The organism is Martelella lutilitoris (assembly GCF_005924265.1).
GTDB lineage: Bacteria > Pseudomonadota > Alphaproteobacteria > Rhizobiales > Rhizobiaceae > Martelella > Martelella lutilitoris.
This window is the reverse complement of sequence record NZ_VCLB01000013.1, coordinates 24,651-48,861: the sequence shown is the minus strand read 5'-3', so window position 1 is coordinate 48,861 and position 24,211 is coordinate 24,651. Positions and strand designations below refer to the sequence as shown.

The following is a 24,211-nucleotide window of genomic DNA, read 5'->3' as shown; positions in this document are numbered from 1 at the left end:
GGTAAAGGGTGCAGTGACTTTGGGCCAGACGCCTGAGTCGAGTCGAGCCGAAGGTCCGCCACTTGATTTTCGGCCCAGCTCGTAGACAAAACATCGAATGACTACTTTCGCTCTTTTAGATTGTTCAAGCAATTGTCAACGAATGTCAGCGATCAGGATTAGGCTGGAAATCTCGAACCACTGAAACGGGGGCGCTTTCCAGACCGGCAGAAACGGGGCCGGAAACGGTATGTCTGATAATGGGGGCTGGCGGCATCATATAAGCCATGGGTCGCGGGTCAACACCATGACCGCTTCCGACCCCATTTCGGTGATTGACCGCGTTTCGGCTGCGGCTGAGAACTGAGCGGACAGCAGAAGGAGATTTATGCGCAGAGGCTTGTGATTCCGACCGCAAATAGCGGCTTCACCTGGCACCAAGAATTGGCTGCCGGAACCTTTTGCATATTTCTTCTTCGGAGTTCTCATGAAGAATCATGACGTCGTAATCCGGCCCTATGCGCCGGAAGGCGATTTGGAAAAGCTGTCACGCATCTGGCTCGATGCATCTCTATTGGCTCATCCTTTCATCGGCGAACAGCGCTTGCTTGCGCAACGAGCGCTGATCGAAGATCGATATCTGCCTAGTGCTGAGACGTGGGTGGCATGCGTGGGTGGTCACCCGTGCGGCTTCATCAGCCTGCTCGACACCTTCATTGGCGGAATTTTTGTTGCTCCCGATCGGCAAGGGCTTGGCATCGGACGCCAGCTTGTCGCTCACGCTCTGAGCCTCAAAGGTAAGCTGGAGCTTGAGGTATACACCGCCAACCGGCAGGCAGTAGCTTTCTACATCGGGCTTGGGTTTCGAGAGCTGTCACGCCGTCCTCTTGATGATGATGGCTACGCTTTCGAAAATGCGCGCCTGCGCTTGATCGGCTAGCAGTTGGTCGGGCGGTGTGAAACGCCGCCCGACTGACTTCGTTGGTGTCACTCGGCGTGGCATCGGGACCCACAGGCTTTAAATCTTCCAAAGATTTATCGCGCCGATCGGCGTCGAACGCCCATACCGACTTACAGCATAGGGTCTCTGTGGATGCCTGCGTTCTCTTATCTGGATTTATTTTACACAATTTTACAAAGTCTTGACTGTCGTTAACGTCCACAACGCTACTGTGCTTCCATAGTCAGCGTTTCCCGCGTTGGCAGCAAGCCGAATCCAAACACAAAAGCCGTAAAGAGAGTGCCGTGAACACGCGGAGAATAGCGTCGAGGCCAGCAACCGGATACTGACGGCCACGATCCGCGTGTCCTCTGCACGCATCGCGCGATCCTCCGCACTTCCGGAAAATACTTAATGGAGTTGTCGGCTCTTTCGTATTGCTGATGAGTGTCTGCGGGATCGCCTTTCTTGTTGGCCTTATCAGGTGGAAAACATACGCGGAGCAAAAGATGTCTGATCATTTCGATGGTAGCAAATTCTTCAATCCGACGCTCGAAGACCAATTTTCTCCCGGTTTTTCTGATGTCATCGATATGATGCGGCAGGGTCGGGCTAAATGGCCCGCGCACGTTGAGAATGCTCAGCCAGCCTTTCAGGACATGGCGCCAAGTCCTGACGAGGTTGCCATCACCTTCATCAATCATGCCACTTTTCTGATCCAGTTTGCTGGCTTGAACATACTGACCGACCCGATATGGTCGAACAGGGTCAGCCCGATACGCTGGTTTGGCCCCAAGCGTGTGCGAGAGCCGGGCATGAGGCTTGAGGATTTGCCGCTAATCGATCTTATTCTGATCAGTCACAATCACTATGACCATCTCGACACCGCGACATTGAAACAACTGAACACGCGCTATCGTCCGAAGATACTTGTACCTGTCGGGGACAAGCCACTCATCGAGTCCATCGGTATCGAAGATGTTCAGGAACTCGAATGGTGGGACGAAGTCAAGTTCAATGCGGAAACGATGATCACGTTTGCTCCGACACAGCATTCCTCCGCGAGAAGTCTGTTCGATCGTGATAGAAGCCTCTGGGGGAGCTACTTTATCCAAAACGAAAACTGGTCGGTTTATTTTGGTGGGGATTCTGGCTATTCGAGGCATTTCGGGGACATCCGCAAGCGTCTTGGCGCGCCCGACATCGCACTCCTCGGCATTGGCGCCTATCAGCCGAGGAGTTTCATGAAACCTATCCACATGGACCCTGCCGAAGCCGTCCAGGCGCACAAGGATCTAGGGGCGGAGCTCAGCATCGGTATGCACTACGGAACTTTTCAACTCTCATCCGAGGGTTTTGACCAACCGGAGCGGGATCTCTGCGTGGCCCTGAACAAAAAAGGGATCTCGGACGGGGAGTTTCTGACGATACCCGAAGGCAAGAAAGTGATATTTTAATGCCAGGAGCTCGAGCCATTGCCTGCAAAGAACTGAACTATCGTCCTAAACGAAAGATTTGGCTCCCGAACTGTGTAGATAGGACCCCAAGCCCCACCTCAGTCACAAAGGAATGCGCAGGACCACCGAAAGACCGCCATTGTCGTTGAGGTCGGCGCGAATGTCGCCGCCGTGGACGTGAAGCGCTCTCTGGGCGATGGAGAGGCCGAGGCCGAAGCCGAGCTGGCTTTCGCCGCCCGTATCGACACGTTCGAAGGGCCGGAAAATGCTCTTCAGGTGCTCGCGTGGTATGCCCGGCCCGCTATCCTGGACCCTGATCTCCAGACCGTCGATGCGACGGATCGCGGCGACCGCGACCTCGGAGCTTGGCGGAGAGTATTTGACCGCGTTACGGATGACATTCTCGATCGCCCTGTAGATCAGTTCGCCGTTGACTGTGGCGACAGAGGATGACAGCCCATCATAGCTGATCGTCACGTTCTTCGTGAGACTTTCAAACCGGCAATCATCGATGATATCCGCGATGAGATCGATGATGTCGACGGTCTGCCGCTGCAGTGGCAACTGCTCCGAGGCATTGAGTTTCGCTAGGGTCAGGATCTCCTCGACAAGATCGTCGATCCGGGTGATCTCACGCTCCAGCCTGTCCGCCATCGCTTCCATGCGCGCCGGATTCTTCTTCAAAAGGCTGATCGCAACCTGCAACCGCGCCAGCGGGGAGCGCAGTTCGTGGGAGACATCGTGAAACAGCCGGCGTTGGACATCCTGGAATTCTTCCAGCCGCTCCGCGGTTAGATCGAAATCATAGGCAAGGCCGGCGATCTCGTCACGCTTGCGGTCGATACGGTCGCCGATGCGGGTGCTGAAACGGCCCTCGGCCAGCGCCCTCAGACCGATCTTGATCTCCTGCACAGGGTGCGTGAGATACCGGGCGAGCCAGAACGCCGCCAGTGCTGCGGCGATGATGGCCGAAACCCAGGGAATGCTGCGGGGAAGCAGCCGGGAAAAAAGGCTTTGCTCGAGATCGTCTGCCGCAAGCCTGTAGCACGTCGCGCCGACGGCGATGAACCGTTCACGCCCGGTGTTGTCGCTTCCCACACAGGCGTTCGGGTCGGGAGCTTCCGTGAGTTCCAGCCCGACATCGAGTGGCGGGCTGCCGGCGACGGCGATGAATTCGCGTGCCGCCACCGGGCCGGAATTCTCCAGCATGCCTGCCGCTGCCGTCAGGGCGAAGTCGGATTGCCGCTGCAGCAGCTCCTCTTCATAGGGCGTCGCCCGGCTGACATAGGCGACGAGCAGAACGCCGACGAGCGAGCAGGCGATCGCCAGCCAGATCATGATGAAGGCATTTAGAAAGAGCTTCTGCATCAGGTCTCCTGAAGAAGCTGGTACCCCTGGCCGCGAACCGATTTGATCCACGTGGTTCCGTCGGCGCGGTTGCCGAGTTTCTGCCGGATACTGCTGATATGCACATCGATCCGGCGATCGAACGGCGCGAGATTGCGCCCGAAGACGCGGCGCGAGATGTCCTGCTTGGAAACAAGCTGGCCGCCGTTGCGGGCGAGGATTTCAAGGATGCTGAACTCCGTGCCGGTAAGCTCCAGCAGTTCGCCCTGCCATTGCGCCGTACGCGTGCCGGGATAGAGCAGCAGCGCGCCGGCCCCCAGTCCATCGGCATCGCCCGCCGGCTTCGCTACCGTTCGCCTGAGGACCGCGCGGATCCGGGCAACCAGCTCACCGGGCATGCACGGTTTGGCGATGTAATCGTCGGCGCCGAGATTGAGCCCCGCGATGCGGTCCACATCGTCGCCCTTGGCCGTCAGCATGATCACCGGAATATCGCTTCTGCGGCGGATGCGCTGCAGGGCGTCGATCCCGTTGATATGCGGCATCATGATATCCAGCACGATGATATCCACGTGACCGTCCTCGGCGGCAGAAAGTCCGACGCGTGCGTCGACGGAGCTTTCGACCTGAAAACCCTCGTCACGCAGATACTCTCCCAGCAGCGCTGTAAATTCCGTGTCGTCGTCGATCAGAAGTACATTTGGCATGTTCGTTGGCCTCTTCCACCGGCAGTCATACATTCGGCGGCAGCACACAGAAGAAGTTTTACCTATCTTTACACAGTCTTAACGGCGCTTCACATCCCCGCCTTTATGTAGGTCCGATAACCGCCAGCCGGAGTATCGTACCTTGCGTCCCACCCTTTCCTATCACATAGCCGATACATGGCAGAACGGCCGCCCTGCAATCGCGGCGCCGGAGGTGCGCCAATGGTGAACGGCGTTCGTCTTTCTGCGCTCGCGGCGCTGTCCGTAGCCTTGAGCAGTTGCGTGGTCGGACCGGATTATCGCGCTCCTTCACTTTCGCTTCCGGCCAAATGGGCCTCCAGCGGATCGGCGACCGATGCCCAGTCCGCGCCCGTGCTTGCCGACTGGTGGAAGCGCTTCAACGATCCCGTTCTCGACCAGCTCGTGGACCAGGCGATCCAGTCGAACCGCGACATCGCGAAGGCCAAAGCAGCGGTCCGCGAGGCGCGCGCCACGGCGCGTGAACAGTCGGGAAGCCTGTTCCCCTCCCTGTCCGGCTCCGCCTCGGCGACAGACAATCGCGCCCAGTCGAACGCTTCGGGTTCGAGCGACTATGCCCAGTACGAGGGCGGATTTGATTCCAGTTGGGAACTCGATCTTTTCGGCGGCAATAAACGGGCCGTCGAGGCTCAGCGCTATGCCGCGCAATCCACGGAAGAGGAACTGCGCGACACGCTGGTGACCGTGATTGGCGATGTCGCGTCCTATTACATCGACGCACGCGCCTATCAGCAACTCGCAAGCCTGGCGCAACGTTCCGCCGCCTCCCAGTGGCAGACGGCCAAGCTCACCAAGACCCGTCTCGACGTCGGCCTCGTCTCCGATTTCGACCTGCGCAAGGCAGAGGCACAGGCAGCCTCGACCGAAGCCGATGTCCCCTCCTACCAGATTTCGTACACGCAGTCGGTGAACAGGCTGGCCGTTCTCGTGGCGAGGCCCGCCTCCGAAATCGATGCGATGCTTGGCGCCGGAAAGACAATTCCCGCCCCGCCCGGCAAGACTGCCGTCGGAATTCCAGCCGAAGTCCTGGTCACGCGCCCCGACGTGCGTTCGGCCGAGCGTCAGCTTGCCGAGGCCACGGCGAAAATCGGTGAGGCCGAGGCGAACCGCTATCCCTCGCTGTCGCTGACGGGCTCGATCAGCACATCGGCGACGTCGCTCAGCGAACTCGGCGAGAAGTCGACGATCGGCTGGTCATGGGGACCGCAACTGAGCATACCGATCTTCCAGGGCGGACAGTTGAAGGCCGCCGTCGACGTCGCCAAGGCACAGCGCGACCAGAGCCTTGCCAACTATCAGTCGTCGGTCCTGAACGCGCTGGAAGAGGTCGACAATGCGATCATCGCGCTGAACCGGACGCGGACACGGATCGGCTCCCTGTCCTCCTCCGTCAATGGATATCGCGCCGCCGTGCGGCTTTCAAAACAAGCCTATGAAGCGGGCGAGACGGATTTGTTCGATACGCTCGATTCAGAACGTTCGCTCTACTCCACCGAGGAAAGCCTCATTCAGTCGAGAGCCGATGTCGCCACGTATTATGTCGCTCTGAACAAGGCGCTCGGCGGCGGCTGGAGCGGCATGATCGACGTGTCGCAGCCGCTGGCAGAAGACACACAGGAAGGCCCGCATGTCATCGCACGCAAATGACGCGCCGGGCAGCTGTCCGAGCCTCTCCCCGCTCCCCCACGCCGGCGCGGCCTCCATGGAAAACGACATCGCGCGAGGCATCCATTCGCTTCGTACAGATCAAAAGGGAACACGGATGACGACCCTCTCTCGACTTGTCGCAGTTATGTTGTGCCTGATGGGCAGCCTGGGACTCGGATACATGGTCGCGGCACGCCAAGCGAGCGGGGCCGAGCAGACGCAATCGTCGCCGGCCGCATTGTCGGTGAAGGTCGCCAGGCCCACGAGCGCGGTATGGCCAGAGGAGCTTTCGGCGAGCGGCTGGCTTGAAGCGTGGCAGGAAGCCATCATCTCGGCAGAGGTCGGGCAGATCAGGGTCACGGCGGTCAATGCGGATGTCGGGGACAGCGTTTCCAAAGGCGACGTTCTCGCCGAACTGTCTCAGGACCGCCTGAAGAACGACATCGCCGCCCTGCAGGCCTCGGTGGATTCGGCAGAGGCCGCCCTCGACAAGGCGACGGCGGATGCCGACCGGGCCCGCCAGTTGAAGGGGTCCGGCTCGGTTTCCGACCAGCAGATCGTCGAATACCTGGTCAACGAGCGCAAGGCAAAAGCCGATCTCGATTCCGCCAAGGCCGATCTGGCGTCCTCGAAACTCGACCTTGAGCGGACCCGGATCGTTGCCGTCAGCGACGGCGTCATTTCTTCCCGCAGCGCCGCACTTGGCGACGTGGTGAGCCAGGGCGAGGAACTGTTCCGGCTTATCCGTGACAACAGGATCGAATGGCAGGCAGAAGTGCCGGCGAAACAACTCGAGAAGATCGAGGTCGGGACCCCGGCCGAGATCTTTTCCCCCAGGGGAACGGTTTCCGGCACGGTGCGGCAGATCGCCCCTTCGGCCTCTTCAAAGAATGGTCGCGTGATCGTCTATGTCGAACTCTCGCCGCCGAAAGACGCCCCTCAGCCAACGATCGGCATGATGGCGAGTGGTGTCTTCAGGCTCGGCGAAAGCGAGGCGCTGAGCGTCCCCTCGACGGCGATCGTCGTGGCCGACGGCTTTTCCTATGTCTTCGTCCTTGACGATGAAGGCAGCAGCAAGGTGACGCGCGTGAAGGTCGAAACCGGACGCCGCCAGGACGACCGGGTCGAGCTTCTCGGCGATTTTCCCGCCGATGCCGAGGTGGTCCAGTCGGGGGGCGCGTTCCTTTCCGAGGGCGTGACCGTCAACGTGGTCGCTGATGAGACCGAGACCGCCGGCCAGGAGACTGCACAATGAATTTCTCCGCATGGGCAATCCGCTATCCGGTCCCGCCGATCCTCGCCTTCTTCCTGCTCACGGTCATGGGCCTGATGGCCTTCAACCGTCTGGACGTGCAGAATTTCCCGGACATGGACCTGCCGACGATCAACATCTCGGCAACTCAGGACGGCGCTGCCGCCGCACAGCTTGAAACCGAGGTGGCGCGCAAGATCGAGGACCAGCTTACCGGCCTGCCGATGCTGGATTCGGTGACCACAACCATCACCGACGGATCGGTCTCGATCTCGGTCGCCTTCCAGGTCGGCAAGGACACCCAGGTCGCGCTGGACGAGGTTCAGAATGCCGTCGACCAGGCGCAGAGCGACCTGCCCTCCGACATGGACACGCCGACCGTCTCCAAAAGCGATATCGGGTCGTCGCCGCTGATCACCTATGTGGTGAGTTCGGACAAGCTCGACGATGCCGAACTGAGCTGGTTCATCGACAACGATCTCGAGAAGGCGATGATGCGGGTGGACGGCGTCGGCGAAGTCGGCCGGCTCGGCGGCATCGACCGCGAAATCCGCGTCGAACTCGATCCCGCCCTTTTGGATGGCATGGGCCTGACCGCGGGCGACATCAACACGCGGCTGGAACAGGTTCAGCGCGACCTCTCCGGAGGCGAGGCGGAGGTCGGCGGCAACAAGCAGAACGTGCGGGTTGCCGCGGCAGCCGAGAGCGTCGATGAACTGCGCCGCATGCCGATCCCGCTACCGAATGGCGGATGGGTGCGCCTCGATGAGCTTGGAACCGTCACCGACACCCATGCCGATCTGACATCGCTCGCCTATCTTGACGGCAAGCCTGTGATCGCGGCCCAGATCAAACGCCTCAAGGGATATTCCGACCTTGCCGTGACCGACGCTATCCGCGAGGCGATGACAGGTTTCGCGGCGTCCCATCCCGAGGTCACGCTCGAGGAGGCCTACAACACCGTCTTGCCGACGGAGCAGAACTACAAGGCATCGATGAACATGCTCTATGAAGGCGCGGCGATCGCCGTCGCCGTGGTGTTTCTGTTCCTGCTTAACTGGCGGGCGACCCTGCTGTCGGCAGTAGCCCTGCCGCTGTCGATCATTCCGACATTCCTTGTCATGGACCTCCTGAACTATTCACTGAACACGGTGACCCTGCTCGCCCTGTCGCTGGTCGTGGGCATCCTCGTCGACGACGCGATCGTCGAGGTGGAGAATATCGAGCGACACATGCATATGGGCAAGAACGCCTATGATGCCTCGATGGAGGCTGCCGACGAGATCGGCCTTGCGGTGATCGCCACAAGCTTCACCCTGATCGCCGTGTTCCTGCCGACCGCCTTCATGAGCGGCGTCATCGGCATCGTCTTCAAACAGTTCGGAATCACCGCCTCGGTCGCGGTGCTCTGCTCCCTGCTCGTGGCCCGTTTCGTGACGCCGATGATGGCGGCCTATATGATGAAGACACCGGCGAAGACGAAGTCCGGGGACGGCTGGATGATGCGCCACTATCTCGCGGTGGTGCGGGGCGAACTGAGGCGCCGTTGGGTTCCGGTCCTTGGCGTCATCGTGTTCTTCGCGGCGACTGTCCTGCTTTTGGGCAATCTGTCCACGGGCTTCTTCCCGGCTTCCGATGACAGCCAGACACAGATATCGATCACGACGACGCCCGGCTCGACCATCGAACAGACCGACGCGGTTGCGAAGAAGGCCGCCGAACTGGCCTCCGGCGTCGACCATGTCACCGGGATTTTCCAGGCGACCGGCAGCGCGTCAACCGGCGGCATGGGCGGCAGTAGCAACAATTCCGACTCGGTCACATCGGCGACCCTGGTCGTCAACCTGACCAATATCGACGACCGCGACGTGACCCAGACCCAGATCGAAAGCGAGATACGCAAGGCCGTCGACGGGATACCCGGCGCCCGGATCGAGATTGGCGGCGGCGGAAACGGAACCGAATTGCAGCTGACGCTGGCCGGCGACAACTCCGAGGCGCTGGAGTCCGCGGCGGCCCGGCTGGAGGAGGATATCCGCGCCAACATCAAGGGCATCGGCAATGTAACCTCGTCAGCCGCGCTTCAGTCGCCGGAAATCGTCATCACCCCCGATCTTGCGAAAGCCGCCTCCTACGGGGTGACTTCCCGGGCGATTTCGGACGCGATCCGGGTGGCGACCGCGGGGGCCTACGATTCGGCGCTGTCGCATCTCAACCTGCCGGAGCGGCAACTGGATATCCGCGTTCTGCTGGCACAGAGCGCGCGCCAGTCGCTGGACCAGATCGGGCTTATTCCCGTGGCGGGAACCGACGGCAATGTCACGCTTGGAACCATCGCCGACATTTCCATCGGCGCCTCGCCCAGCGAAATCAACCGGCTGGATCGTTCGCGCAACGTGACGGTCACGATCGAGCTCAACGGCCGCAATCTCTCCGATGTCAACCGGGAAGCACAGCAGCTCGACAGCTACCGGAACCTTCCGGCCGGCATCACATTCGTCGAACAGGGCGACCTGAAGCGTCAGACGGAGCTGTTCGACAGCTTCGCCACGGCGATGGCGATCGGCATTTTCTGCGTCTATGCTGTCCTTGTCCTGCTGTTCCACGACTTCCTCCAGCCGATCACCATCCTGATGGCCCTGCCGCTCGCCCTCGGCGGCGCGCTGTTCCCGCTGGTGATCACCGGGACGAGCTTCTCGATGCCGGCGGTGATCGGCCTCCTGTTGCTGATGGGCATCGTCTCGAAGAACTCGATTCTGCTGGTGGAATACGCGATCGAGGCCCGGCGTCATGGCATGGCGCGGTTCGAAGCCATCGTCGATGCCTGCCACAAGCGGGCACGGCCGATCATCATGACCACCGTCGCCATGTCGGCCGGCATGCTGCCGGCTGCGCTCAGCCTCGTGGAGGGTGATCCGAGCTTCCGCCAGCCCATGGCCGTCGTCGTCATCGGCGGACTGATCACCTCGACCATGCTCAGCCTGCTCGTCATTCCGGTGATCTACACGCTGATCGATGATGTCGTGCGCGGTATCCAGTGGTTGTTTGGAAAACGGCGGAAGGACAGTGATGCGGCGGCGGTCGAATAGGCCAGACGCAGCGTCAACGCGAACGGCGCTCGCGAAAGAGTGGGCAACATATCAAAATCCCGCGATGGCAAGATCTGTAGCAGCGGGAGCGAAAGCCAACCCAGGTGCTGCCCCTTATCTCGGGTGAGGATGGAAAAACGTCGACTGCATCGGCCGCGAGCGCTCAGACACAATGCGTTTCAACATCTGTAGCGCGCGTGAAGTTAGAGAAGAGAACCATCAACGGAAGCGTAGATCTCCATGCTTAATGAGAAAACGCTGGCGAGTATCCACAAACCTACACCGTATGCCGGAATCTGGCGCGAGAAGTTTTTGCGATACAAATGGGTTCTGCTGGCACTTTTGCTGTGCCAGGTGGGGCAGGTTGTGGCCGCGCTGTTATTGCCGAGTTTCAGCGCGAATGTGATCGACGCTGGGATCGTTTCCGAAAATCCGTCGGCCATCAGGCATTATGGCGGGCTAATGGGGATCGCAATCCTGGTACAGCTCGCGCTGAGCGCCTCTGCGGTCATTTTCGGCACCAGGGTCGCGTATCGCATCGGCCAAAGCCTTCGCGCCGATGTGTTTGACAAGGTGCACAGCCTTGCATTGTCGCAGGTGCAGGGCTTTACCGTCGGCTCTCTCATCACCCGCTGCACCAACGACGTCCTTCAGGTTCAGACGATGATGATCATGACATTCACGATGATCGTGATCGCTCCCATCATGGGTGTCGGCGGCGCGATCATGGCGGTGCAGCAGGACCTGCGGCTTTCGCAACTCCTGCTGATCTCGGTTCCGATCCTGGCAGCCATCATCGCCTTTCTGACTTTCAAGGCGGTTCCGCTGTTCCAGCGCATGCAGATGCAGCTCGATGGCGTAAACAGCATTCTGCGCGAACAGATCGATGGCATCCGCGTCATCCGCGCCTTCCTGCAACAGGCGCGGGAAGGCCGGCGTTTTGGAACCGCGAATACGGAACTTACCGAAACAGCGGTCAGTTCGGGCCGGTTGATGGCGATGATCACGCCGTCTCTGAGCGCGGTTATGCAACTGACGTCTGTGGCCCTGATCTGGGCAGGCGCCAGCCGGGTGCGCTCGGGAGAGCTCGAGATCGGCGCACTCATTGCGTTTCTCTCGTATGTTTCGCTGATCCTGATCGCCGTGATGATGATGGGGATGCTGATTGTCATGCTGCCGCGGGCCCTTGTCAGCGCCAGGCGGATCGGCACACTGCTGCAGACCCCTATCGAGGTCGGACCTCCATCGGCCCCCAAACCACTGCCGCCGCGCGGCTCCGGCCTGCACCTGCGCTTCGACGAGGTGGGGTTCGGGTATCCCGGTGCGGAAGCGATGGTGATCGAAAACATCAATTTCGATCTCGGGCCCGGGGAGGTCCTGGGCATCATCGGGGCGACGGGCTCAGGTAAGTCGACCATTGTCAACCTGATCGCCCGCCTCAACGATCCGGTTATAGGGCACGTCTTTCTGGGCGGCGTCGATCTTCGTGACATCGCTGCGAAAGAACTGTCATCGCGTATCGGCTATGTCCCGCAGAAAAGCTATCTTTTCTCCGGAACCATTGCGGATACCCTGCGCCTGGGGAATCCCGAAGCGGACGATAACGCGCTCTGGACCGCACTGGAGATTGCGCAAGCCGCCGATTTCGTCCGCGCCCTTCCAGACGGTCTTTTGGCGCCGGTGGCGCAGGGCGGAACGAATTTCTCCGGCGGTCAGCGCCAAAGGCTCGCAATCGCGCGGGCGCTTGTCTGCGACGCCGATCTCTACCTGTTTGACGACAGCTTCTCTGCCCTCGACCAGACGACAGACCGCAAGCTGCGTTCTGCGCTGAGACAGGCCGTCAGCCATGCGGCCACGGTGATTGTCAGTCAGCGCGTGGCCTCGATCCAGGACGCAGACCGGATTCTCGTCATCGAGAAAGGGCGCATGGTCGGTCTTGGGGCCCACGAGACCTTGATGCTGGAGTGTCCGGTCTATGCCGAAACGGTGCGCTCGCAAACGCGGCCAGAAGAGGACGCGGCATGACCGGAAAGGAAGATCGCCAGCTTGAGGCCGTCGCGAAACCGCAGGACAGCGGCTCCAATCCAAAAACGCCCGCAGATTCTATCGGAGGAGCAAAGCCGAAAGATGCCCGGGATGCGGCGCGGCGGATATGGACAGCTTTGGGCCGCAACCGCAAGACCCTGATCCTCACGTTTGTCCTCGGTGTTTTCAGCGTGGCTGGGAGCTCCATCGGTCCCTGGCAGCTTGGCCTTGCGACCAATCTTCTCATCAGCGACGACTACACCTTGCCGGCGCTCATTCGCCAGCTTCTCATCGTGGCAGTGATCTATATCCTCGCTTCCGGTTTCAACCTGCTGCAGGCTTGGTTGATCAATGATCTGGTGCAGAACATGGGACGGAACCTGCGTGAGGCCGCGCAGGCCAAGCTGACCCGTGTTCCACTCAGATGGTTCGACTCCCAGCCCCGCGGAGAGGTTCTGTCGCGTTTCACGAACGATATCGACAACATGGTTCAGAACCTGCAACAGGTAGCAAGCCAGGCGATGCTGATGCTGATGACGGTCATTGGCGTTTTGGCGATGATGCTCCTGCTCTCTGTCCCGCTTGCGGCTGTGGCGTTGATCGCGATCGCGATATCGCTTGGCATAACGCGTGTCATCACCCGTGCCGCGCAACCGAAATACACGGAGCAGTGGCGCGAAACAGGGCATCTGAACGCTTTGGTGGAAGAGACCTTCACCGGCCAGGCGCTGATCCGCGTCTACGGCGCGCGCGACCGCGTCGATCAGGTGTTTTCGGAAAAGAACGATACCCTGACCACGGTGAGCATGCGCGCACAGATTCTCGCCAGCCTGATCCAGCCGACCACAATGTTCGTGACCAACCTTGCCTATATCGCGGTGGTCGTTCTCGGAGCGTTCCAGGTGCTGTCCGGCAGGCTGAGCCTTGGGGTGCTGCAGGCGTTCATTCAGTATATCCGGCAGATCGGCCAGCCAATCTCACAGCTTGGCAGCATGGTCGCACAGGTGCAGTCCGCCCTGGCTTCGGCGGAACGTGTCTTCGAATTGCTGGATGCGCCTGAAATGTCGTCAGACTCGAAAGAGGAAAAACAGCTCGAAACTTCGGTCGCGGGACATGTTCGCTTTGAGCATGTCAGTTTTCGTTATCTCCCGGACCAGCCATTGTTTGAGGATGTCAGCCTTGAGGCAAAGCCCGGCCAGATGCTCGCAATCGTTGGACCGACCGGCGCCGGCAAGACCACACTCGTCAACCTGTTGATGCGGTTCTACGACATCGACAGCGGGACGATAAGCCTGGATGGCATGGACATCGCGCTATTGTCGCGCACTGAATTGCGGCGCGCCATCGCCATGGTTTTGCAGGATACGTGGCTTTTTACCGGCACGGTTCACGACAATATTGCCTACGGCCGTGCCGATGCCAGCCGCGAGCAGGTTATCGCCGCCGCCAGACGCTGCCATGTGGACGATTTCGTGCATACGCTTTCAGACGGTTATGACACAGTTCTTGAGAATGGCGGCGGCGGCCTGTCGCAGGGGCAACGCCAGCTCATGACGATCGCGCGGGCTTTTCTGCTGGATGCGCCGATTCTCATCCTGGACGAAGCCACGAGCTCGGTCGATACACGCACGGAAATGCAGATTCAGGAAGCCATGGCGGAGTTGCGCCAGGGGCGGACGAGCTTCGTCATCGCGCATCGCTTATCAACCATCAGAGATGCGGACATGATCGTCTACATGGAAAACGGAAATGTTCTCGAAACCGGCACGCATGAACAGCTCATGGATGTGAAGGGCGGGTATTGGCGGCTGCAAAACTGAGTGAAATTTCGTGTCGTAGAACACTGTCACAAAGACAACCGTCATTGTCTGTTGGGTTTCTCATTTCCGGCGGGCAAGTATTGCACAGAATATACAAGATTTTTTTCAATTCAATTGAGATGTCGATCGAAAATTCTCAATTGAAGTGTACCGTTTCTGTGAAAACTGCCGAAATCCGGCTTCAATTCTATATGCGCATTGAGCTGTACGTCGCCGGAATCATGAAACATAAATCGATCTACAGGCCGACTGTCTCGATCAAGCAAGGCCGTTATTGCTGCGCCGCGGCGATATAGGCGCGGCAGGCGCACGGCAGTTCTTGGCGCAGGCAGGCCAGATTGTCCGGCGAGGCCGCGGCATCGAGGACCATGCGCACCGACCCGCCGATCAGCACCGCAAGCATGAAGGCGACCGCATCGCGGTCGGAAAAATGGGCGTCCGGTGCTGCCGCCAGAAGGCTCGAGAACGCCTCACTCATCTGCGCGAGCACCCGCTCCATGCTGGCCTGCAAGTCGAATTCGGCGGCAATGCCATAAAGCGTCTGGAACGCTTCGGAGTCAGAGGTCTTGGCATTGAGCCAGGCCAAGGCAAGACCCTCCGCGACCGTTCCCGCGTCCTGCCCGCGCAACTGCTCGGCAGCCGCGAGCATGAAATTGGTGACGGTTTCAAGCTGCTGTTCGACCATGGCAAACAGCAGCGCCTGCTTGTTCGGATAATATTGATACATCGTGCCGATAGAGACGCCGGCGCGTTCGGCAACCCGCGCGGTCGTTAGCCGGGCGACGCCTTCGGCAATCAAAACCTGAGTAGTAGCCGTGTGGATGGCCTCCAGGGTCGCGGCTGAACGCGTCTGTTGCGGCGCTTTTCTGGGCTTGAGGAGCAACGGGTCCGGACGATTCATAATGCGATTACCAAAGCTGAGGAAACCCTCATATATTACAGGGAACCTTCAACACCAAGGATAATCAGATGCCCACTGTTTTCATCACCGGTTGCTCGACCGGGTTCGGCCGCGCGACCGCTCTACATTTCCTTGACAAGGGATGGAGCGTCTTCGCCAGCATGCGCAACCCCGCCGCCAACACAATGCCGGCCTCGGAGCGTCTGCATGTTGTGCCGCTTGACGTGACGGATGCAAACTCCATTGCTGACGCGATTGCGCAGGCCGGACCGATCGACGTCCTCGTCAACAATGCCGGCATTGGCTGGTTCAATGCCCTGGAGGGCACGCCACTCGATACGGCGCGCGAGGTCTTTGATACCAACCTGTTCGGGACGATTGCGATGATGCAGGCCGTGCTACCGGCCATGCGCGAACGCCGGTCCGGCACAATCGTCAATGTTTCGTCGAGCACGATCTACGCGCCACTTCCGTTGCTTGCGGTTTATCGTGCAAGCAAGGCCGCTGTCGTCGCAATGACGGAATCTGCCGCCGGTGAGCTGACCCAGTTCAATGTCAGGGCAAGGGTCGTCGTTCCCGGCCTCGCGCCCGCGACAAATTTTGCGGCCAATATTCAAGAGCGCGTCGCCAAGGGCGGCTGGTTTCCGCCGGCCTATGCCGAATTCGCGCAGAAGTCACTTGCCGCCCTGCTGGCCCATCCCCCGGAGGACATTACCAACGAGTCCGATGTTGCCGAGGCGATTTTCCGTTCCGCGACCGAGGCGGACTGCCCCACTGTCCTGCCGGCGGGCCCGGACGCGGTGGCATGGGCGGCAAAGCAGTAGACGGGTCCGATCCGGGGGCGGGCAAGCGAATGTTCGCCTCAAGCACAGGCATAAAACATCGTGAAATCCATGTGGCTGGTCCATACGGCCGGCTTCGAGACGAAGCGAAATTGTAAACCTGAACCGCGCCGGGTTTGCCGGAGACAACTTCGCTTAAGGTATGCGTCATTACCCTGCAAGACTCTATGTCCGCTTCTCGGGTGTGCCTTTGGTCTGCTGGACGTCCGAAATGGGGGCGCAAAGCGGACAGCGTGCCAAACTGAGGAGCGGAGCATGTCTCATCGACATGATCTGTGCTTTCTACTGACTCGTGCTCACGGCGATACCTGCAGGACGTCCATCAACCTTTTACTATTGTATTTTTCCCGATAGCCCTTGCTCGACGTGAGCTGATATCTGATCGTGGATCTGCCTGATCGGATTATCATCACGTGCGACATAGCGGCCGGTAACAGCAAGTGTCTTGTGTCCGAGTAGATCGCGGATCTGAAAAGCATTCGCTCCGCTCGAGCCCGCCATGGTTCCCACCATGTGTCGGAGGTCGTGTATTCTCAGGTCTTCAAGGCCTGCTCTCTTACGAAGCTTGCGCCAGGCCCGTTCGGCATTGGATTTGTCAAAAGGTGCCGTGCCCGATCCGGAGGTGAAGACAAACTCGCTGCCCGGAACCCTTTCCATGGAGGCGAATAGGTCAAGGGCGATGGTTGAGATGACGTGCGATCGTGCGCCTGCCTTTGCGTCTTTGAGGTTAAGAACGCCGCGTTCGAAGTCTATCTCTGCCCAAGTCAACGAGAGCAGTTCTGAAAGGCGGCAACCGGTAAGCGCGAGCAGGCGAAAGAAGTTGATCAAACCGGTCGAGACTGAGCCGTCTAGTTCGGCGGCACGAAACGCCACCCCGATCTTTTCCAAGTCGGCATCGGTGATAGGTCGGTTGCGGATGTTTTCCTTGTAGCGCTGCAGCTTGTTGACTGGGTTTGTGCCATCGTTTCGATATCCCCAAACCTCCGCAAGGTTGAAAGCCTTTGATATCACGGAAAGGACAAAGTTGGCCTGCCGGGGTGTTTCCCGCATGTTCCTGTGCAGTTTGGCGATGTCCTGCCGCGTGACCTCTTTGACCTTGAGTTTGCCCAGAGCTGGACGGATGCGACGATCTACTAGGCGTTTTACCTCTGCCTGGGTCGTGGGCTTGTTATGAATCTCGACATGGCTCGTGACGTACTCCGTCATGAGGTCGTCGACAGTCGGCGCGGCTTTCCATGCAGCGCGGGCCGCTACCGGGTCGCCTCCCTTCGATACCTCGTGGCGGACGTCGGCCGCGAGCTTACGCGCTTGATCGGGGGTGATTTCACCATGTCGTCCAAGCGTCTTGCGCTTTGATCGACCGCCCGCATTGCGGTACTGCACGATGTAGCTCTTGACGCCCGTTGGTTTGATGCGGATGCCGAAGCCCCGCAGTTCGTCGTCCCACATGACCTGTTCTTTATCGGTTGCTTTCAGTGTGTCGACGACACGCTTCGTCAGCTTGACCATTGTGGCTCCTGTCGGCGTCTGCGACAGCATGACGGCCTCTGACGCCGACTGCAGCTTTCTTAGTTCTTTGAATTTAAAGCTCAATGACGGCGATGACAGCCGTGACGGCGACTGTCTTTCATTGCCGCGAGATGCTTGCTTTGACCTGCCTGAAAAAGGCGTGACTCAAAATCTGTTTCCTGTTCGGGTAAGCGTCAGGTAAGCATGGGGTAAGCAGAGAGGATGGAAACGGAGCGTGCTTCATCGTATTCAATCGTAAAATTAATGACGTTAAATCAATAGTATATGGTATGTGATCGTAGATCAAGGCGATAGTAGGTATGTATAAGTAACAGATTCCTAATCTGAGGGGTCACGCGTTCGAATCGCGTCGGGATCACCATTTTCTTGAGTGTTTTTGGCTTCTCGGCGGCGGTCGGCGACTTCCCGCCGTTTGGGCGGGAAGCCGGGCGGTTTTCTCGCTCAGGCCGTCGTCCCCGCGGCAAGCGGCATGGCCGCCATCTCGAGGCGGGCGCCGGTTTTCGTGTCGAAGAAGTGGATCTTGTCCGCATCCGCGGTGAAATGCAGGATCTGGCCCGGGTGATAGGAGGGGTCGGGCGCAAGGCGCGCGGTGATTTCCGTATCGCCGAGCAGGCAGATGGCATGCGTGTCGGAGCCGAGCGGCTCAAGAACGTCGATCCGGGCCGAAAACAGTGCTTCCTCAGGCGCGCAGGGAATGAGGTGCTCCGGCCGGATGCCGATCTCGACCGCCTTGCCGTTTTCGTCTCCGCCTGCGACCGGCAGGGAGAATTCGTAGAAGCGCAGCTCGGCGGCTCCACCCTCTGATGCCAGGCGGGATTCGATGATGTTCATCTTCGGCGAGCCGATGAATTCGCCGACGAAGCGGCTGACCGGGCGCTCGTAGACGCTGACCGGCTTGCCCTGTTGCATGATCACGCCGTCTTTCAGGATGACGATGTGGTCGGCCAGCGTCATCGCCTCCACCTGGTCGTGGGTGACGTAGATGGTCGTGGTCTTCAACAGCGTGTGCAGGCGTTTGATCTGCGTGCGCATGTCGACGCGCAGCTTGGCATCAAGATTGGAAAGCGGTTCATCGAACAGATAGACCTGCGGACGGCGGACGATGGCGCGGCCCATGGCCACGCGCTGGCGCTGGCCGCCGGAGAGCTGACCGGGCTTGCGCTCAAGCAACTGGGTGATCTGCAGGATGTCGGCTGCTTCCTTCACCTGCTTTTCGATCTCGGCCTTTGCCACGCCGCGCATCTTCAGGCCGAAACCGATGTTTTCGGCAATCGACATGTGCGGATAGAGCGCATAGTCCTGAAACACCATTGCGATGTCGCGCTCGCGCGGCTCGAGGTCATTGACGACCTTGCCGTCGATCTTGAGCCTGCCGCCGGAGATTTCCTCCAGGCCGGCAACCATGCGCAGAAGCGTGGATTTGCCGCAGCCGGATGGGCCGACAAAGGTCACAAAAGATCCATCCTCAATAGATAAGTCGATACCTTTGATCGCGCGGAACGCGCCGTAATCCTTGACCAGTTTTTCGAGTTCGATGCTTGCCATCAGTACCTCCCGGGTGACCGGGCTCTATGCTGTTTACCCGGAATTTCGATTAATTTCATAGTTTTGCGTGGTCGTCACCGGTCATCGGGCTTGCGGTGGCTGGTGGCGAACCTGACGAAAAATCCGTCTTGCCAAGCTCCGTTGGTATCGCTATATTATCGATAACGTTATCGATATGCAAGCAATGGATTGAATGATGGCGATCGAAAATTTCGGAAAACCGCAGGGTGGTTCTGCCTCCGGATCTTCTGCTGCGACCGCCCGGCGCGCCGGGCGGCGCAGCCTGACGGTCTATGGCGACCTGCAGCGCGATATCATGCTCGGCGACATTCCGCCGCTCACCGCCATCCTGGAGCTTGATATCGCCGAGCGTTTCGGCTGCAGCCAGAGCACGGCGCGCGAGGCGCTGATCGCGCTTGATCATGATGGTCTGGTCGACCGCCTGCCGCATCGCGGCACGTTCGTCGCCGATTCCAGGGCGGAGGATGCCCGGGAGTTGATCATGGTCCGGCGCGAGATCGAATGCCGCGGCGTGCCGCGCATCATGCAGCGCTACGGTTCGCTGTTGCGCAACAGCCTGCTCGAAATCATCATGTCCATGATGCGCGCCGCGCGCGCCGAAGATGCCTATCTTCTCTCCCAGCTTGACCGCGAATTTCATCTGAAGCTCTACGAGGCGGCCAACCTGCCCTCCGTCCAGCCGATCCTCAGACGTTGCCTCATTCACAATCACCGCTTCAAGATCCTCAACTCGAAGGATCGGCGGGATCTGGTCGAGACGGCCGAGCGGCACGAGGCAATCGTCGAGGCTCTCAACAGCGGCGACGTCAACGCCGCGGTCGCAACGCTGTCCCATCATATCACCACGATCGTCGAATTCGGTCCCAGCATTCTGCCGGAAGACGCGCCCGAGGGGAGATGAGGCCATGACGGGAGGACGCGGGCAGGGGGATAACGGCGGCGATCGCTTCGAGGCGCACGCGCGGGATCGTCTCCTGTCGCCGGAGATGGAAGCTATTCTGGCGCGTCTTGCCGAAGAAGATGCAACCCTTGGCGATCCGACCCTGATGAGGCCCCGGGACGGGCGCGCCCAGGCCGAGGCGGTCAATGCGCGCTGGAACCGGAACATGCCGGCGCTTTTCGCCGCAAGCGACTTTGCGATCGAAGGGCCTGCCGGCAATGCCGTCGCCTGTCGTCTCATGACCCCTTCGGCCAATGCCCATGGCCTGATCGTCTTCGTTCATGGCGGCGGCTGGGCCTTCTGCAGCATGGCAACGCATGAACATGCCGCTCGCCGTCTTGCGGTCGCGGCAAACGCCCATGTCCTCACCTTCGATTATCGCCTCGCGCCGGAGCATCCTTATCCGGCCGGACTGGACGATTGCGCAGCGGTGTGGAGCGCCGTGCTTGAAGGGAAGGCACCGCTTGCAGGCCTCGACGGGCCGCGCGCCCTGTCGGGCGACAGCGCCGGCGCCAATCTCGCCCTGGCCCTGATGCTGCGCCAGATCGATGAGGGTGGGGCGCTGCCGGATGCAGGCCTTCTTTTCTATGGCGTCTATGACGACGATTTCGCCTCTCGTTCGTATGTCGACAGCGCCGAGGGCCCCGGTCTGACGCGTGCCAAGATGATGCGCTACTGGGATTTCTACACGCCCGATACATCCGTTCGCAAAAACCCGTTCGTCTCGCCGCTCAAGGCCGATGACGCGGCGCTTTTGAAGCTGCCGCCGCTCTATCTGAATGCGGCGGCGATCGATCCCTTGCGTTCTGACACTGCAAATCTTGCCCGCCGGCTCGAAGCGCTCGGGCGGCGGGACACGTACAGGCTCTATCCCGGTGTTGTGCATGGCTTCATGCAGATGAACCCCGTTCTCGCCGAAGCCCGGACGGCGGCAGAGGAGGCGGCGAGCGCCTTCTTGGAAGTTGCGGGCAAAATGAAAACCACTTGAACCGCTCAAAAGGCGGAACAAAGCGGAGGAGCAAATGAGGAAATTACTGACGATTGCGGCGCTTTCAGCGTCGGTCATCGCGTATGGTGCTGCGGCGAATGCCGATGATACCGTGCGCTTCTGGTATCATTTCGACAATGCGGACAATCCGATGTCCGATCTGATCGCCAAATTCGAGGAGCAGAACCCCGGCATCACGATCGAGGCCGAAAACGTTCCCTGGAACAGCTATTACGACAATCTCTACACCTCGATCATCGCCGGCAATGCGCCTGACGCCGCCATGGTCAAGCTGTACGCCCAGCCGCGTCTGGTCGAAATGGGCGCTCTGGTGCCGATTGACGACTATATCGCCGGCTGGGACGGCAAGGCTGACCTCCAGGATGACCTGCTGGAACTGACCAAGGGTCCCGACGGCAACCAGTACTACCTGCCGATCCAGTATGTGGTGCTTTATCTCTACTACCGCGCCGATATGCTGGCTGAACTCGGCATGGAGGTGCCGAAGACCTGCGAAGAGTTCCGCGAAGCGGCAAAGGCGCTTACCCAGGATACCAATGGCGACGGCAATCCCGACATCTACGGCTTCGGCTTCCGGGGCGCCAAGGGCGGCCAGGAACACTGGGGGTCCCTCGTGCTTTCGCGTGACGGCGTCAGCCTTGATCAGCCCGGCGGCCTGACCAATCCGACCGCGATCGAGGGCACGCAATGGGTGGTCGACCTGTTCGAGAAGGACCATGTCTTCCCGCCGTCCGCCCCCAATGACGGGTTCAAAGAAGTCACGGGCGCGCTGAAGGCCGGCAAGACGGCCATGACCATCCACCATATCGGCTCGGCCAATGACATGGTGGCGGCTCTTGGCGACAAGATTTCCGCGACCACCGTGCCGGAATGCGGCGGCGGCCACTGGACGACCTTCGGCGATGAATCGACGGCGATCTTCTCCAGCGCGGAAAGCAAGGACGCCGCCTGGAAGTGGATCTCCTTCCTGTCGACGACCGGCAACAACAAGGAATTCAACGAGGCGACCGGCCAACTGCCCGTCACCAAGTCGGATTCGGCCAACTGGACCCTGCATCCCAAGCGCTTCGTTGATGCCACGGTCGCCTCGCTGCCTTTCGCGGTGACGCTGCCGAACACGCCGGAGACCTCGGACTTCGTCAACACGGTCTGGCCCGTCAACATGCAGCGGGCGCTGACCGGCGAAATCACGGCCGAGAAGATGAACCAGAACATCGAAGAGCTCTTCAATCCGTAAGAGCCGCGTAAAAAACCGTCCGGCCCGAATTTCCCGGGCCGGGCTCCTCCCATCCGTATCACCTTCGAGACTGACCCTTTTGCCGGCCCCTGAGGTGTTGGAGCGATAAGGACGCCGGATCAACCGGCGAAAACGGACCATGACCATGACTGCCCCCGATATGCCGGCGGGGCGCGTGGCGCTAGCCAAGCGCGTCTTGCCCTATGCCCTGCTGTCTCCCGCCGTTCTGGTGACGCTGGCGATCGTTTTCTTCCCCATGATCCAGGCGGCCTGGATGTCACTGCACGACTACGTGTTGTGGAAGCCCAAAGCGATCACCTTCGTCGGCCTGAAGAATTTCATTGCCGCCTTTCAGGACGAGGTCTTCTGGATCTCGCTGAAACACACGGTTATCTGGATCGGCATCACCATCCCGGCCCAGATGCTGCTCGGCCTGGCGACCGCCATGCTCTTGAACCAGGAATTTTCCTGGCGGCCCCTGGCGCGCGCGCTGATTATCATTCCCTGGGCGCTGCCGAGCGTCGTCATCGGCCTGATGTGGGTGTGGATCTACGACAGCAATTACGGCGTCCTGAACGATTTCCTGCTCAGGATCGACGTCATCAAGCAGTCGATCCCATGGCTTGCCGATCCGGACACCGCGCTTTACGCCATCATCCTGACGCTCACATGGCAGGGGTTCCCCTTCTTCGCGGTGATGATCCTCGCCGGCCTTCAGTCGATCCCGAAGAGCTACTACGAGGCTGCCTCCATTGACGGCGCCAGCAAGTTCCGACAGTTCTGGCACATCACGCTGCCCGGCATTTCCGGCGTGCTCGTCACCGCCGTGCTTCTGCGAACCATCTGGGTCGCGAACTCGATCGACGTCATCTACGTCATGACCGGCGGCGGCCCCGGATACTCCACCTACACGCTGCCGCTCTATGCCTTCATCAAGGCCCGCACCAATCTCGATTTCGGCTACGGCTCGGCACTCGCCGTGCTCTTCACGATCATGCTTCTGGGTCTTGTCATCGTTTATCTGCGCAAGGTCGGAGGTGACAACAAATGATCGCCGGAAAGAAGTCCAGAACCAGAACCCTGTTGTTCGTCGAACTGCCGATGGTGCTGATCCTGTTGTTCACGCTGGGGCCCTATCTGTGGATGCTGCTGACCTCGCTGACGGCCGAAAACCGGCTGTTTACCGAAGGTCCCAGCATTATCGGCGCCACCTTCGAGAACTATATTCGCCTGTTCAAGACGGTCGGCTTTCTCAACAACATGATCGCCTCGCTGATCGTTGCCGTCGGCACGGTCATCGTCGGTCTGTCGCTCAGCGTCACGGCGGCCTATGCCTTCTCGCGGTTTTCCTTCCGCGGCAAGAAATACCTGATGATCCAGTTCCTGATCATCAACATGTTCCCGATCGTTCTGCTGATCCTGCCGCTCTTCGTTCTGATGCGCGTGCTCGGTCTGCTCGATACGCATCTGGCGCTGATCATCGCCAATTCGACGGTCGCCATTCCGTTCTCGACCTGGATGATGACGAGCTATATCAACGGTATCCCGAAATCGCTGGACGAGGCCGCCATGACCGATGGCTGCACAAGGATGGGGGCGCTGCGTCGCGTCGTCCTGCCCTTGTGCACGCCCGGCATCGTGGCCACCGGCATCTATATCTTCATCACCTCATGGAACGAGTACCTCTACGCCCTCACCCTCGGCGGCCAGAATGTGCGCACCATCACGGTCGCCATCCAGACGCTTATCGGCGAATACGAGGTGCAGTGGGGCCTGCTGACGGCGGGCGGCATTGTCGGCGCGCTGCCGGCAACGGTGCTCTTCCTGATTGTCCAGAAACGTCTCATCAGCGGCATGACCCAGGGCGCGGTCAAGGGCTGATAG

General features: G+C 59.9%; 18 protein-coding genes and 1 tRNA gene. 14 read left to right on the top strand and 5 right to left on the bottom strand.

The window, feature by feature from the left end:
• Nucleotides 1-466 precede the first annotated feature (466 nt).
• Together FF124_RS20020 and FF124_RS20015 are read left to right on the top strand one after the other, a co-directional pair.
• Nucleotides 467-919: a GNAT family N-acetyltransferase gene (locus tag FF124_RS20020; protein WP_138750255.1), complete on the top strand. Its 453-nt coding sequence runs from the start codon at nucleotides 467-469 to the stop codon at nucleotides 917-919.
• A gap of 509 nt (nucleotides 920-1,428) precedes the next feature.
• Nucleotides 1,429-2,376 carry an MBL fold metallo-hydrolase gene (locus FF124_RS20015; protein ID WP_138750254.1) on the top strand — a complete coding sequence of 316 codons (948 nt, stop codon included), beginning with the start codon at nucleotides 1,429-1,431 and terminating at the stop codon, nucleotides 2,374-2,376.
• Nucleotides 2,377-2,478: 102 nt separating this feature from the next.
• Here FF124_RS20015 and FF124_RS20010 read toward each other — a convergent pair whose 3' ends face one another.
• Complete coding sequence (locus tag FF124_RS20010) at nucleotides 2,479-3,744, bottom strand: HAMP domain-containing sensor histidine kinase (protein ID WP_138750253.1); 1,266 nt, start codon at nucleotides 3,742-3,744, stop codon at nucleotides 2,479-2,481.
• A complete protein-coding gene (locus tag FF124_RS20005) occupies nucleotides 3,744-4,430 on the bottom strand; it encodes a response regulator (protein WP_138750252.1) in 687 nt (228 codons plus the stop codon). Before FF124_RS20005 ends, FF124_RS20010 begins: the two co-directional genes overlap by 1 nt.
• 222 nt (nucleotides 4,431-4,652) lie before the next feature.
• On the opposite strand from FF124_RS20005, the gene FF124_RS20000 reads away from it, so the two are divergent.
• The 5 genes from FF124_RS20000 to FF124_RS19980 all read left to right on the top strand — a co-directional run bounded on the left by FF124_RS20000 (nucleotide 4,653) and on the right by FF124_RS19980 (nucleotide 14,302).
• Nucleotides 4,653-6,116: an efflux transporter outer membrane subunit gene (locus tag FF124_RS20000; protein ID WP_138750251.1), complete on the top strand. Its 1,464-nt coding sequence runs from the start codon at nucleotides 4,653-4,655 to the stop codon at nucleotides 6,114-6,116.
• A 181-nt stretch (nucleotides 6,117-6,297) separates the two neighbouring features.
• Nucleotides 6,298-7,371, top strand: coding sequence for an efflux RND transporter periplasmic adaptor subunit (locus FF124_RS19995; protein WP_246072601.1), 1,074 nt, complete (start codon nucleotides 6,298-6,300; stop codon nucleotides 7,369-7,371).
• Nucleotides 7,368-10,457: an efflux RND transporter permease subunit gene (locus FF124_RS19990; protein ID WP_138750250.1), complete on the top strand. Its 3,090-nt coding sequence runs from the start codon at nucleotides 7,368-7,370 to the stop codon at nucleotides 10,455-10,457. The genes FF124_RS19995 and FF124_RS19990 overlap by 4 nt, the downstream gene beginning before the upstream one ends.
• A gap of 240 nt (nucleotides 10,458-10,697) precedes the next feature.
• Entirely contained in the window at nucleotides 10,698-12,482 is a 1,785-nt protein-coding gene (locus FF124_RS19985) for an ABC transporter ATP-binding protein (RefSeq protein WP_187327017.1), read from the top strand.
• A complete protein-coding gene (locus tag FF124_RS19980; RefSeq protein ID WP_138750249.1) occupies nucleotides 12,479-14,302 on the top strand; it encodes an ABC transporter ATP-binding protein in 1,824 nt (607 codons plus the stop codon). The genes FF124_RS19985 and FF124_RS19980 overlap by 4 nt, the downstream gene beginning before the upstream one ends.
• Before the next feature lie 271 nt (nucleotides 14,303-14,573).
• On the opposite strand, the gene FF124_RS19975 is transcribed toward FF124_RS19980, so the two are convergent.
• Entirely contained in the window at nucleotides 14,574-15,203 is a 630-nt protein-coding gene (locus FF124_RS19975; protein ID WP_138750248.1) for a TetR/AcrR family transcriptional regulator, read from the bottom strand.
• Between the two features lie 68 nt (nucleotides 15,204-15,271).
• On the opposite strand from FF124_RS19975, the gene FF124_RS19970 reads away from it, so the two are divergent.
• Complete coding sequence (locus FF124_RS19970) at nucleotides 15,272-16,027, top strand: SDR family oxidoreductase (RefSeq protein WP_138750247.1); 756 nt, start codon at nucleotides 15,272-15,274, stop codon at nucleotides 16,025-16,027.
• Between the two features lie 351 nt (nucleotides 16,028-16,378).
• Here the strand turns inward: FF124_RS19970 and FF124_RS19965 are convergent, their stop codons facing one another.
• Nucleotides 16,379-17,554: a tyrosine-type recombinase/integrase gene (locus tag FF124_RS19965; protein WP_187327016.1), complete on the bottom strand. Its 1,176-nt coding sequence runs from the start codon at nucleotides 17,552-17,554 to the stop codon at nucleotides 16,379-16,381.
• A gap of 294 nt (nucleotides 17,555-17,848) precedes the next feature.
• Here FF124_RS19965 and FF124_RS20470 point away from each other — a divergent pair.
• Nucleotides 17,849-17,936, top strand: a tRNA-Ser gene (locus FF124_RS20470).
• 80 nt (nucleotides 17,937-18,016) lie between these two features.
• Here FF124_RS20470 and FF124_RS19960 read toward each other — a convergent pair.
• On the bottom strand, nucleotides 18,017-19,120 hold the full coding sequence (locus FF124_RS19960) for an ABC transporter ATP-binding protein (RefSeq protein WP_138750245.1): 1,104 nt from the start codon (nucleotides 19,118-19,120) through the stop codon (nucleotides 18,017-18,019).
• 196 nt (nucleotides 19,121-19,316) lie between these two features.
• Here FF124_RS19960 and FF124_RS19955 point away from each other — a divergent pair, with 196 nt between their 5' ends.
• The 5 genes from FF124_RS19955 (at nucleotide 19,317) to FF124_RS19935 (ending at nucleotide 24,208) form a co-directional block, all read left to right on the top strand.
• The gene (locus FF124_RS19955; protein WP_138750259.1) at nucleotides 19,317-20,042 is read left to right on the top strand and encodes a GntR family transcriptional regulator; all 726 of its coding nucleotides are present in this window, start codon (nucleotides 19,317-19,319) and stop codon (nucleotides 20,040-20,042) included.
• 4 nt (nucleotides 20,043-20,046) lie between these two features.
• Nucleotides 20,047-21,069 carry an alpha/beta hydrolase gene (locus FF124_RS19950; RefSeq protein WP_138750244.1) on the top strand — a complete coding sequence of 341 codons (1,023 nt, stop codon included), beginning with the start codon at nucleotides 20,047-20,049 and terminating at the stop codon, nucleotides 21,067-21,069.
• A 34-nt stretch (nucleotides 21,070-21,103) separates the two neighbouring features.
• Nucleotides 21,104-22,327, top strand: a complete 1,224-nt coding sequence (locus FF124_RS19945) for an ABC transporter substrate-binding protein (RefSeq protein WP_138750243.1) — start codon at nucleotides 21,104-21,106, stop codon at nucleotides 22,325-22,327.
• Between the two features lie 139 nt (nucleotides 22,328-22,466).
• Complete coding sequence (locus tag FF124_RS19940) at nucleotides 22,467-23,378, top strand: carbohydrate ABC transporter permease (RefSeq protein ID WP_138750242.1); 912 nt, start codon at nucleotides 22,467-22,469, stop codon at nucleotides 23,376-23,378.
• Nucleotides 23,375-24,208 (top strand): carbohydrate ABC transporter permease, encoded by an 834-nt coding sequence (locus FF124_RS19935; RefSeq protein WP_138750241.1) that lies wholly within the window; start codon nucleotides 23,375-23,377, stop codon nucleotides 24,206-24,208. The genes FF124_RS19940 and FF124_RS19935 overlap by 4 nt, the downstream gene beginning before the upstream one ends.
• Nucleotides 24,209-24,211: the final 3 nt, after the last annotated feature.